Origin of the sequence: Veillonella criceti, assembly GCF_900460315.1 — a bacterium.
GTDB lineage: Bacteria > Bacillota > Negativicutes > Veillonellales > Veillonellaceae > Veillonella_A > Veillonella_A criceti.
The window spans coordinates 1622354-1634653 of the sequence record NZ_UHIO01000001.1 but is presented as its reverse complement, the minus strand read 5'-3'; the positions used below and the strand labels follow the sequence as shown (position 1 = coordinate 1634653).

Here is a 12300-nt window from a genome sequence, read left to right as displayed (position 1 = left end):
TTTTTGCTCAATATGTATGCTCCATTCTTTACAAAACTGTTTTATTTCAATAAACTAACTCGCATTATGCAAACTTACACATATTATTTAACATCTTCACTTAATTTTTTTAACAATGCTAATAATGTATCTTGTTCGGTAGCCTCCAATTTAGACATACTCTCTTGAATGGCACGCACATTACGAGGTGCCAGTTCACTGATTATATCATAACCAGCTTTCGTCAAATGTAAAATACACACTCGTCGATCCTTTGGATCAGCTAATCGTTCAATATAATTCAGTTTTACTAAATTATTGACTATTAATGAAATCGTACCTACCGTACTTAAAATACGCTCTCGCACTTCACCAACAGTCATATCCCCCTTACTATATAAAGCTTCTAATACCATAAATTGACTAAATGTGATACCATATTCAGCCGCTAAATCAGCCGTTTTTTTATCCAATGTATTTACATTCCGATGTAATCCAATTAAAATTTTCATTTCTGTTGGCGTCAAAATAATACCTCCTTATCAAAGCATAAAGTCAATTATAAAAAGATAACTAAAATACTGTTAATAATCAAAATATACCATTAATATTATTTAATTCTATCTTACATATCTAATTAGATACATCTTACCGATTTACTCCTAATTTGTAAAGTTTTAATAACCCAAAAAGGCGTTGCATACTCGTTTCTTTCAAACGAGTATGCAACGCCTTTACATCTAAACTATGATTTTATTATATTCTTCGCTCTTACGCCTGAGGCGCTACTGTCGTTGTTTCAATGCGGACTACATCCTTATAAGGGAACGCACAAAGTGTGGCCACCGCTTGCCCTACTTCTTCAAAATCATCATTCGTAAGTTCTGGATTCACGATACCAATGCTAATATTTTTAACTTTCTTATCCCCTAAATCTAAACGAATCTGAATTTTTACCACTTCTTTGACTGCTACGTCTGCCATAATTGACCTCCTAATATACACTTTTTAATTGACTCTATTATAAACAAACTTTAAAACTACTAATCAGTAATAGGTGCACTCGTATTTTCTACCATATACGCCCCTTTAAACCCTGTTAAAAGTTTGCCTTTGGCGCTTCTCATCAAATGCTTAGCTAACACCATATCACCCACTGCTTTTGCTGCACTTAACGTTACATCAGCTTTTGGTACACCAATACGTACAGCCGTTTCTTTACCATCTTCATCTAAAAATACAAGTTGTAATTCATGTTTTAAAATATTTACAGTACCTGTTGCCATAATTGCCTCCTAAATCTACGCTTTTTTAGTTATCCATAACTAAAAAGCATATACTTACCTCATTAAAATAAAACTCACAATATTTAAAAAGTACATGTACTCTGAGTTTCTCAATATTCTCATTGAACGCTTGCAAACGCCATAAGCAACTTACAGTATTTCGTAAACCCGCTTACACCCCTATACATTCCACAACAAGCCAAGTGTCAAGTCAAAAAAACGAAAATAAATGTCCACGCAATGTCCATATGCAAAATTTTCAATTTACATTTCAATTTACCTCTATCTTTTCTAACCCCAAAAATAGTATAATGAGGTGTATCTTGTATATGATAAGTAATATCATATACAAGATATTGATTTATAAAACTTTAAATATATCTCAACAATAATCAATGGATTTAGAGGAAACAAATTTTTTAAACTGATTATGTAACACTTTGTAAAGGGAAGGAACCGTATTTCATGGCTATTATGATTAAAAAACGAGACGGCCATTATGAACCGCTCTCCGTAGAAAAAACCAAAAAGATGATTGCTTTTGCCTGCTTAGGCCTCGACAGTTGCGATCCTATTGAACTTGAAATGGACTCCAAACTTCAATTCGTTGATGGCATGAGCACCAAAGAAATTCAAAAAATTCTCGTGCAAACAGCCATTGAAAAAGTAATCCAAAAGGCAGACGACGGCTTTGGCAACATGGTAAATCGCATGAACCAAGACTGGCAATATGTAGCGGCCCGTCTCTTCCTTTTCGATTTATATAAAGAAGCAGCTATTCAACGCAAATACAAAGCCTTTGGCTATGGCAATTTCCCAGCCTTAGTTAAAACCTTAGTAGATGCGAATCGCTATGCTGATTTCTTCCTCACCAAATATACCCCAGAAGAACTGGAAGAATTAGGTGACTATATTAAACCAAAACGCGACTATTTATTTAACTACGAAGGGATTAAGTTATTAGCTGATCGTTACCTCGTAAAAGGTTACAATAAAGAAGTCTACGAATTGCCACAAGAACGTTTCATGGCGATTGCTATGCACTTAGCGCTTATCGAGGGAGACCGTAAAGTAGAATTTGCCAAAAAATTCTACGATTTAATGAGTACTTTAAAAATGACAACGGCTACACCAACCTTAGCCAATGCAGGTACACCATTTCATCAACTCAGCAGCTGCTTTATCTCAGGTGTAGATGATAACTTATGGTCTATTTATGATGTGAACAGCAAATTCTCCCGCGTATCTAAACACGGTGGTGCCCTTGGTATTTACATGGGCCGCGTACGAGCTTTAAATAGTGATATTCGTGGTTACAAAAACTCTTCCGGTGGCGTGATTCCTTGGATTCGTTTGTACAATGATACGGCCGTTGCCGTTGACCAATTAGGGAAACGTAAGGGAGGCGCTACCGTAACCCTTGATATTTGGCACAAAGACTTCTATGAATTCGTAGAACTTCGCACCAATAATGGTGATGATCGCCGTAAAGCACACGACATTTTCCCAGCTGTGGCCATTCCAGATATCTTCATGGAACGTCTCTTAGCTCGTGAAAACTTCACCTTATTCGACCCGCATGAAGTGCAACAAGTAATGGGCTTTAACTTAGAAGATTTCTATGATGACGATGATAAAAAAGCGTTCACCGAACACTACTTACTCTGCGAAAACAATCCCGAATTACATTCTATTCAGGTCAGCGCCCTCGACATGATGAAAAAAATCATGCGCAGTGCTGTTGAAACAGGCACACCATTCATTTTCTTCCGTGACACCGCTAACCGTACCAACCCTAATAAACATGCTGGTATGATTTATGCATCTAACTTATGCCACGAAATCGCTCAAAACGTAGGTTTCACCAACCTTTCTGATGAAACGATTCATCCTGATGGTTCTATTACCACTAAAACAATCACCGGTGATATGGTAACGTGTAACTTAAACTCTATTAATCTTGGTAAAATTACTGACGAAGAATTAGAAGAAAACGTAGCCCTTCAGATTCGCATGTTGGACAATGTTATTTCTATTAATCAATTCCCTGTACCCGAAGCTAAAATGACTAGTGAGAAATACCGGGCCATCGGCCTTGGTACCAGCGGTTATCACCACTACTTAGTACGTCATCAAATTCAATGGGAAACTGAAGAACACATCGAAGCAGCGGACAAATTATTTGAAAATATTGCCTACTACGCTATCAAAGCTTCTATGGAACTAGCCAAAGAAAAAGGCGCTTACCCTGCTTTTAAAGGGTCTGAATGGGAAACCGGGGCTTACTTCGAACGCCGTGGTTACACCTCAGAACGTTGGCAACAACTTCGCAAAGATGTGGCTAAATATGGTCTTCGCAACGGCTATCTCATGGCCATTGCCCCAACGGGTAGCACTTCCAATATTGCCAACACAACAGCTGGCATTGACCCTATTTTCAAAAAATTCTTCATTGAAGAAAAGAAAGGTAGCTTCACCCCTAAAACAGCGCCAGATCTTGATAACTCCACCTTCTGGCTCTACAAAGAGGCCCATACCATCGACCAACAGTGGAGTATTCGGGCCTGTGCCGCTCGTCAACGTCACATTGACCAAGCACAATCTTTCAACTTGTACATTACGCCACAAATGAAAGCCAAAGAGATTCTTAACTTATATGTGGAAGCCTATAAACAAGGGGTTAAAACCATTTATTATATTCGTAACCAATCCCTTGAAATGGATGAATGCACAAGTTGTTCCTCTTGATGAAAATCTAGCAGACGTTTCAGAAATAATCATGATATACTAAAGAAAAGGCCCTCTTCATGAGGGCCTATCACTGAATATAGAAAGGGTGAATACCATTATGGAAAAAAAATTAATTTTTAACGAACACGGCGAACGTGGTACGGAAAGCATGATTGGTGGTAACACAACAAATTTGCGTGAATGGAACCGTATCAAATATGACTGGGCCACGACTCTCTATCGCACCATGCTCAATAACTTCTGGATTCCAGAAGAAATCTCCCTCAACGAAGATATTAAGCAGTTCCCATTCCTTACCGATAGTGAACGCCGCGCTTTCGATAAAATTATTTCTTTCCTCAATTTCCTTGATTCCATTCAAAGTGAAAATTTACCCAACTTAAGTCGTTATGTAACGGCTGCAGAAGTCGCCTCTTTGCTAAATATTCAAGCCTTTCAGGAAGAAATTCATGCCCAAAGTTATTCTTATATTTTGGACACGGTAACTAACCCTATCACTCGTGACCGAATTTATGACGAATGGCGTACTGACGAACATTTATTAGCTCGTAATCGTTTCATTGCCGACATTTACCAACGTTTCAGCGATGATCCGTCAGAACACAACTTAATTCGCACGATTATGGCAAATTATATCTTAGAAGGCATTTACTTCTATTCTGGTTTCAGCTTCTTCTATACCTTAGCACGTCAAGGTAAAATGACAGCGACGAGTACAATCTTCAAATACATCAACCGCGATGAAGTAACGCACTTGGTGTTATTCCAAAATATTATTCGTGAACTTCGTCTAGAACGCCCTGAACTGTTCACACCAGAACTAGAAGCAGAACTAACCGATATGCTTCGCCAAGGAACTGAAAATGAAATTGCTTGGGGGCAATACATTACCGATGATAAAATCCTTGGTATTAATAATGTTCTCATCGAACGTTATATTAAATACTTAGCCAACCTTCGCTTAGATGCCATTGGTCTCAAACCGCTATATCCTGAAATTAAAGAAAATCCAATGGCTTGGATTGAAAGTTTCTCCAACCTTAATAGCACAAAAACTGATTTCTTTGAAGCAAAAGTTACAAACTATACCAAGGCTGCGGCCTTCGATTTTGATGACTTGGAATAAGAACGTTTACATACATTCTGCAAATGTTTTGTAAAAAAAGACTTGCCAAATAAAAACCATAGGTTTATAATGTTGGCAATCACTTTTAGAAAGGAGCCAATATAATGAGTACGCAAATCAGCACATTACATAGCCAATACTTCTATTTTGGGTTCTTTATCCAGTCTACGGGTAAAGGACTATTTGGGCTACGCTGATTAAGTATCATTGATGGCTTGATATAGTTAGGGAGCTACCCGTAGTGCACGCGGGTAGCTCCCTTTTTATATACTTGATAATAGTATGATGTTTGACAATTAGAAGGACAATATTATGGAAGAAAAAGTGTTTCAAATATTCATTACAGAAAAAAGAGGAGAGATTACTATGATTATCACATTGAAGGAACATGCAACAGCTGAGAAAATTCAAGAGTTATCTGCCAAATTAGAGGCACAAGGCATTATCTTGCATCCTGTACAAGGGAGCAATTACTCTCTAATTGGTTTAATTGGCGATACGTCTTTACTCGACAAACGCCAAATTGAATCCCTTGATATTGTAGAAAAAGTAACTCGTATTCAAGAGCCATTCAAAAAAGCTAATCGTAAATTCCATCCTGAAGATACTATCGTTGATGTAAGTGGCGTTAAAATTGGGGGCGGCCACTTCGCTATCATGGCTGGGCCTTGTTCCGTTGAAACACCTGAACAAGTAATTGCCACAGCCAAAGCCGTAAAAGAAGCAGGTGCTACCATCCTTCGTGGCGGCGCCTTCAAACCTCGTACCTCCCCATACTCTTTCCAAGGTATGGGGCCAGAAGGACTAGAACTCTTAGTCATGGCCAAGAAGGAAACGGGCTTGCCAATCGTTTCCGAAGTCATGGATCCATCCCAACTCCAATACTTCGATGAAGTAGATATGCTTCAAATCGGCGCTCGCAACATGCAAAACTTTACCCTACTCAAAGAAGTAGGTAAATTGAATAAACCGGTTCTTTTGAAACGTGGCCTTAGTGCTACCTACGAAGAATGGTTAATGGCTGCCGAATACATCATGAGCGAAGGCAATACGCAAATTGTTCTTTGCGAACGCGGTATCCGTACCTTTGAAACGAAAACCCGTAATACTCTTGATGTAACAGCCATTCCGATGATTCACGAACTCAGTCATTTACCAATCATCATGGATCCTAGCCATGCGGCCGGCATGAGTCGTATGGTGCGTCCATTATCCCTTGCTTCTACTGGTGGCGGCGCTGATGGGCTCATGATTGAAGTTCACATTGATCCAGCTAAAGCACTTTGCGATGGCCCACAGGCATTACGCCCTGATCAATTTGCCTCCCTAACGAAAGAGGTATTTGCTCTTCGTGACGTATTAGCTAACTAAAAGCTTTAGATAGATTACATACGTAAAATACAGATATACCGATTATTTCACCTAAGCCACGATAGCCTAACGCTGGCAACTCGTGGCTTTTTTACATCAATCATTGTATACTCAGAATAGATAAATATACGATTATCTGAGAAAGGATTGCCAATGGAACGAATTCACATTGAGGCCTCTACCTCTTATAAGGTTATCATCGAAGAACAGGCTTTGCACCATATAGTTCAATATATCCAACCACTAAAAAGCCCTCGCCCTACTATCATCGTAAGTGATGACCAAGTAGCGCCTCTCTATATAACACGCATCAAAGAGCAATTAGAAATGGCCGGCTACACCGTGTATACCTATATATTTCCACATGGTGAAACCGAAAAAAATGCGCACCGCCTTCTCGATTTAGTAGAATATATGGCGCAAAAAGCCTTAACACGCAAGGATTTATTAATTGCCCTAGGTGGCGGTGTTGTCGGTGATCTGGCAGGCTTTGCAGCGGCGACTTACTTACGAGGGATTGACTATATACAAATCCCTACCTCTTTATTAGCTGCCGTAGATTCTTCCGTTGGTGGTAAAACGGCGGTGAATTTATCAGCTGGTAAAAATCTATGGGGCGCTTTTAAACAACCAATTCTAGTGCTTTGTGATCCTACTACAATCAAAACTTTGCCGGCTGAAGAATTTGCCAATGGCTGTGGTGAAATCATCAAATATGGAATGTTAGGTTATCCTGAACTATTACAAGATTTACAAACCAACCCCTTACAACAAGATGATTTACCTCATATCGAAGCGGTCATTGCCCTTTGTGTCAAAGCAAAAGCCAACATTGTCAGCCAAGATGAACACGAGTCTGGCCTAAGAGCTTTACTTAACTTCGGTCATACCTTTGGGCACAGTATTGAACAATTAAGCCATTTCGCTATAAAACATGGCATGGCTGTTAGTATCGGCATGGCACTTATGATGCGTGCGGCCTACCAACAAGGGGCTATAGACCACACAGAATTAACAGCCTTTTTACAATTACTAACGAATCATAAACTACCCATTCATACTGAATTTACAGCAACTGACCTTTGTCACGTTGCATTGCATGATAAAAAGAGCCAAGGAAACACCATTACGATTATTCGACCTACCAAATGGGGATCCTGTGAGTTACTTACCATTCCTCATGCAGATTTACCCCATTATGTAGTTAAGGAGGTATAATTATGCCTACATCCACAACCATAACAGCAGCGATTCCTACGGGAACCATAGCCGCTATTCCAGCCAAAGCACATGCCCATCGAGCCCTAATTGCAGCAGCCTTGGCTCATAGCCCATCAACCCTGATTATTGCTCATTATTCAGAAGATATTGATGCTACCATCGCTTCCTTGCAAGGTTTAGGTGCTACCATTACTAAAACAGCAACGGGTGTGACCATAAAGCCAATTCCGCAACAACCCATATTGGCGTCTCCCACAATTGCATCAAATGTAACAGCTATTTCTGAAACGCCCTCTACACAGCTTGAAAAAGCTCGTTCCATTAACGCCCATGAATCAGGCACTACCTTACGGCTTCTTTTACCAGTAAGTTCAGCCATAAGCCCTATTACCCAAGTTACAGCGGCTGGTCGCTTGCCAGAACGCCCTTTAGAACCACTCAAAAGTCAATTAGAGGCTCATGGTGTTGCTTTTTCTAATCCTAAACCGCCCTTTACTATGACAGGCCAACTCACTGGTGGCACGTTTGAAATGGTAGGGAATGTGAGTAGTCAATTCTTCTCTGGCTTACTATTAGCGGCACCTAACATGGCACCGGCAGAAAAAGTAGCCTCTACCGCTTCACAAGCAAATTCAGATGAAACTATCGCTCCTACGTCTTATAAAAACAGCCTAGCAAACAATGCGGTAACAATTCATAGCACTACGCCCTTACAATCGCGTGACTATGTTGAACTTACGCGTAAAGTAATGGCTGACTTTGGTGTAACTACTACGATAAGTGACGATGGTAACACCTTCACCGTCCCCACACAACAACAGTATGAAGGTCGTGAGCAGTACCCTATCGAAGGGGATTGGTCAAATAGCGCTATTTGGCTCGTAGCGGCCGCTATGACTGGTCAACCTATGACTATTACTAATCTTCAAGGTGATTCTACGCAGGCAGACAAACGAATCATAGAGATTATTAAAGCCGCTGGCACTCGCGTCGAATGGCTTAGCGCTACGCTGACTCATACGAAAGCAAATCTTACGTCAGCAACAACCTCTAGCCATACCGAGTCAATAGCTACCATTCCATCTGTTTTACACTGCACAGGCCGTGCGCATACCCCCATTACAGTCGATCTTGAACAATGTCCAGATCTATTACCAGTCTTAGCCGCCTTAGCTTGTAGTATTGAGGGGGAAAGTTGGTTTATGAATGGTGAACGACTTCGTTTAAAAGAATCTGACCGACTAGCCGCCGTAGAAGAACTCGTAGCTACCTTAGGTGGTCAAGCTCGTGTTGAAGGGGATAATCTCTATATTACTGGCACAGGCCAACTACTCGGTGGTGCCGTTCATTCTCATAAAGATCACCGCCTTGTCATGGCGGCTACCTTAATGGCCCTCATCAGTGAAGAACCCGTTATCATTACAGATAGTGATGCGATTAATAAATCCTACCCCCTATTCTTTAAACATTGGAATCAATTAGGTGGCCAGGCCCAACATACACTGTAAGCGATACTAACTACTTACTAATCACTAATCACTAATCACTAATCACTAATCACTAATCACTAACATAGTATATACTATTAATAGATATTAGACTATATATAACTACCAGACTATATCGACCATACATAACGGATGCAAGACTATATCGACTATACATAACGGATACTAGATTATATATAGCATATCTATATCTATGCTATTCATACATTACGCATTTTGCATATTTTCATTTCATACTCGGAGGCCTATATGAGCTCTAGTTTTGGTAAAAATCTCAAAATCTCTGTGTTTGGCGCTTCTCATGGCACGACTATTGGTGCTGTCGTAGATGGGTTGCCTTGTGGTTTCACCATTGATGAGACAGCGCTACTACGCTTTATGAAACGTCGTGCGCCAGGACAAAGCTTAGTAACGACACAACGCAAAGAAGCCGATCAACCACACTTCTTAGCAGGCCTGGTTAATGGACAACTCAGTGGTTCACCACTTTCTTTTTATATCGAAAACACAAATCAACATTCAAAGGATTATAATAATCTTCGAGATGTACCACGACCATCTCACGCTGATTACACCGCTCGAGTACGCTATGGTGATGCGGTAGATATGCGTGGCGGCGGCCACTTTTCAGGTCGCTTAACAGCACCACTTTGCTGTGCTGGTGGCATAGCCCTACAAATCTTAAAAGCCCGTGGTATTGAAATCGCCGCTCATCTGCGTCAAATTGGGGCCGTTAAGGATAAAAGTATCAGTTTCACGGAACCAGCTATGGCCGACTTACAAAAAGCAGGCTTTGAAACAGTGGCTATGGTTTCACCACAAGAACGACTCCGTGCTATTACCTACATCGATGAATTACGCCAAACTGGTAATTCCACCGGTGGGATTATCGAAGTGTTTGCCACCGGACTTCCTGCCGGACTTGGCAACCCAAATTTTGACGGCATTGAAAATCGCTTAACCACGGCGCTATTTGGTATCCCTGGAGTAAAAGGCGTTGCTTTTGGTAGTGGCTTTGAAGGTTGTCTCAGTACCGGTGCAGAACAAAATGACCCCTTCCTATTAGAAAATGGCACTGTCCGCACCTTAAATAATAATAGCGGCGGCATTCAAGGTGGTATTACTAATGGCATGCCATTAGTTCTCCAAGTCGGTATGAAACCTACCGCCTCTATTGCTGCCGTACAGCCAAGTTTCAGTTATGAACAGCAAAAAAATGTAGAATTACAAATCAAAGGACGCCACGACCCTTGTATCGCTGTACGCGCTGTTCCTGTTGTTGAAGCGGTCACTGCCTTAGTTTTATTAGATTTTTTACTTGATCATAATATACAATTTAACTAACCCTATAGAAAGGAACTAACTATGAGTCAAACGCCTGTACTCAGTCCCTATGGTCTGCTTGGTAAGACTTTGGGGCACAGCTATTCGCCTGCCATTCATAAGGCCCTTGGTAATCCAGCCTATGCGCTCTTTGAACGAGCGCCTCATGAATTAGCACAATTTCTAGCACAGCCTGATTTAAAGGGTCTCAACGTAACCATTCCGTATAAACAAACGGTAATGAGCGCTTGTCAGAGCCTATCCGATGCAGCTAAACGCATTGGCTGTGTAAATACAATGGTTCGTCAAGCCGATAATAGTTGGTATGGCCATAATACGGACTATGATGGATTCATCTTCATGTTACAACGAGCCAATATTACTATTACAGGTAAAAAAGTGCTTGTTCTTGGCGATGGCGCCACCTCTCACACAGTTCATATTGCCTTAGAAGATTTAGGGGCCCGTGAAATTATTCATCTATCTCGTAAAACGGCTCCATTTTATGAAGAAGCACCCCAGCATGCGCATGACACCGAAGTTATCATTAACACGACACCGGTAGGTATGTACCCAAACTGCCCGAATCAACTCATTTCATTAGCTGATTTCACCAATCTCACGGGTGTCGTTGATGTAATATACAATCCTTATCGCACAGCCCTCCTTATCGAAGCAGAGCAAAAAGGCATCCCTTATAGCGATGGTCTTCCCATGCTCGTTGGACAAGCTGTAGCTGCCGCGACTTTATTTCAAAAGAAAACCTTTACCAAAGAAGAGGCTGAACGCATTATTACCCAACTGCGCCAAGAACAAGAAAATATAATCCTTATTGGCATGCCTGGTGTTGGTAAAACCACAGTTGGCGAAGCGTTAGCAAATCGTTTCAAACGCCCTCTCATCGATTGTGATGACGAATTCGAAAAACGATATTGTCATCCAGGTGAATATATTGCTACTCATGGGGAAGCCGACTTCCGCGAAAAAGAAACGGTGCTACTCCAAGAACTGTGTAAAACCACCGGTGCTATTATCGCCACTGGCGGCGGTGTAGTTACACGACCTGAAAACTATGCCAGTCTTCGTCAAAATGGCCGTATCTATTGGCTTCAACGCCCCTTAACTGCATTAGCTACAGACAATCGTCCCCTTTCACAAGGTGGCTTACAACGATTAGAAACACTCTATACAATTCGCCAACCACTCTATACGGCGTTTTCACAGGTTTGTGTCAATTTTACTACCCCCGACGAAGGGGCCAATTATATAGAGGAGGAATATCATGCACATTTTAATTCTTAATGGGCCAAATATTAATCTATTAGGCTTACGCGAACCTGATATTTATGGCTCTGAAACCTACGAAGATTTAGTTCATCAACTTAGAGAATATGCAGAATCTCTAGATATTTCGGTCAGCTTATATCAAAGCAACCACGAAGGAAGTCTGGTAGATCGCATTCAAGCCGCTCGTTTTGACATTGATGCCATCATTATCAATCCTGCCGCTTACAGTCATACATCGATAGCTATTTTAGATGCCTTGAAAGCAGTACATCTCCCTACAGTTGAAGTTCATATCTCCAATCCTAAAGAGCGTGAAACGTTCCGTCATTATTCCTATGTAAGTGAATATGCGGAGAAAGTTATTATGGGCCAAGGCGTGGCTGGCTATTGTCAAGCGATTGATTATCTAGTAAATACTTATAGAAAAAAATAAAATGTAATACAACAA

At 40.8% G+C, this 12300-nt stretch carries 11 protein-coding genes; 8 read left to right on the top strand and 3 right to left on the bottom strand.

Translation table 11 applies throughout. From position 1 onward, the window contains the following. Positions 1-83: 83 nt before the first annotated feature. The 3 genes from DYE54_RS07310 to DYE54_RS07300 form a co-directional block, all read right to left on the bottom strand. Positions 84-506 (bottom strand): MarR family winged helix-turn-helix transcriptional regulator, encoded by a 423-nt coding sequence (locus DYE54_RS07310; protein ID WP_115310620.1) that lies wholly within the window; start codon positions 504-506, stop codon positions 84-86. Positions 507-750: 244 nt separating this feature from the next. Then, positions 751-963, bottom strand: coding sequence for a DUF1659 domain-containing protein (locus DYE54_RS07305; RefSeq protein WP_115310619.1), 213 nt, complete (start codon positions 961-963; stop codon positions 751-753). 59 nt (positions 964-1022) lie between these two features. After that, positions 1023-1265: a DUF2922 domain-containing protein gene (locus DYE54_RS07300; RefSeq protein WP_115310618.1), complete on the bottom strand. Its 243-nt coding sequence runs from the start codon at positions 1263-1265 to the stop codon at positions 1023-1025. Between the two features lie 465 nt (positions 1266-1730). On the opposite strand from DYE54_RS07300, the gene DYE54_RS07295 reads away from it, so the two are divergent. From DYE54_RS07295 to aroQ, 8 genes are all read left to right on the top strand, one after another. Beyond that, positions 1731-4013 carry a ribonucleoside-diphosphate reductase subunit alpha gene (locus DYE54_RS07295; RefSeq protein WP_115310617.1) on the top strand — a complete coding sequence of 761 codons (2283 nt, stop codon included), beginning with the start codon at positions 1731-1733 and terminating at the stop codon, positions 4011-4013. 100 nt (positions 4014-4113) lie between these two features. Beyond that, positions 4114-5142 carry a ribonucleotide-diphosphate reductase subunit beta gene (locus DYE54_RS07290; RefSeq protein ID WP_115310616.1) on the top strand — a complete coding sequence of 343 codons (1029 nt, stop codon included), beginning with the start codon at positions 4114-4116 and terminating at the stop codon, positions 5140-5142. Between the two features lie 366 nt (positions 5143-5508). After that, a complete protein-coding gene (aroF, locus tag DYE54_RS07285) occupies positions 5509-6513 on the top strand; it encodes a 3-deoxy-7-phosphoheptulonate synthase (protein WP_115311110.1) in 1005 nt (334 codons plus the stop codon). A gap of 153 nt (positions 6514-6666) precedes the next feature. After that, positions 6667-7731 carry a 3-dehydroquinate synthase gene (gene aroB, locus DYE54_RS07280; RefSeq protein WP_115310615.1) on the top strand — a complete coding sequence of 355 codons (1065 nt, stop codon included), beginning with the start codon at positions 6667-6669 and terminating at the stop codon, positions 7729-7731. A 2-nt stretch (positions 7732-7733) separates the two neighbouring features. Continuing rightward, positions 7734-9242, top strand: coding sequence for a 3-phosphoshikimate 1-carboxyvinyltransferase (locus DYE54_RS07275; protein ID WP_115310614.1), 1509 nt, complete (start codon positions 7734-7736; stop codon positions 9240-9242). A 249-nt stretch (positions 9243-9491) separates the two neighbouring features. Continuing rightward, the gene (gene aroC / locus DYE54_RS07270) at positions 9492-10586 is read left to right on the top strand and encodes a chorismate synthase (RefSeq protein WP_115310613.1); all 1095 of its coding nucleotides are present in this window, start codon (positions 9492-9494) and stop codon (positions 10584-10586) included. A 21-nt stretch (positions 10587-10607) separates the two neighbouring features. After that, entirely contained in the window at positions 10608-11867 is a 1260-nt protein-coding gene (locus tag DYE54_RS07265; protein ID WP_115310612.1) for a shikimate kinase, read from the top strand. Then, positions 11848-12285: a type II 3-dehydroquinate dehydratase gene (gene aroQ / locus DYE54_RS07260; protein WP_115310611.1), complete on the top strand. Its 438-nt coding sequence runs from the start codon at positions 11848-11850 to the stop codon at positions 12283-12285. Before DYE54_RS07265 ends, aroQ begins: the two co-directional genes overlap by 20 nt. The last annotated feature ends 15 nt before the right edge of the window (positions 12286-12300 follow it).

Coding starts and splice junctions, on each gene's coding strand:
- DYE54_RS07305 (WP_115310619.1), bottom strand. CDS start 963: ATGGCAGACGTAGCAGTCAAAGAAGTGGTAAAAATTCAGATTCGTTTA.
- DYE54_RS07300 (WP_115310618.1), bottom strand. CDS start 1,265: ATGGCAACAGGTACTGTAAATATTTTAAAACATGAATTACAACTTGTA.
- DYE54_RS07295 (WP_115310617.1), top strand. CDS start 1,731: ATGGCTATTATGATTAAAAAACGAGACGGCCATTATGAACCGCTCTCC.
- DYE54_RS07290 (WP_115310616.1), top strand. CDS start 4,114: ATGGAAAAAAAATTAATTTTTAACGAACACGGCGAACGTGGTACGGAA.
- aroF (WP_115311110.1), top strand. CDS start 5,509: ATGATTATCACATTGAAGGAACATGCAACAGCTGAGAAAATTCAAGAG.
- aroB (WP_115310615.1), top strand. CDS start 6,667: ATGGAACGAATTCACATTGAGGCCTCTACCTCTTATAAGGTTATCATC.
- DYE54_RS07275 (WP_115310614.1), top strand. CDS start 7,734: ATGCCTACATCCACAACCATAACAGCAGCGATTCCTACGGGAACCATA.
- aroC (WP_115310613.1), top strand. CDS start 9,492: ATGAGCTCTAGTTTTGGTAAAAATCTCAAAATCTCTGTGTTTGGCGCT.
- DYE54_RS07265 (WP_115310612.1), top strand. CDS start 10,608: ATGAGTCAAACGCCTGTACTCAGTCCCTATGGTCTGCTTGGTAAGACT.
- aroQ (WP_115310611.1), top strand. CDS start 11,848: ATGCACATTTTAATTCTTAATGGGCCAAATATTAATCTATTAGGCTTA.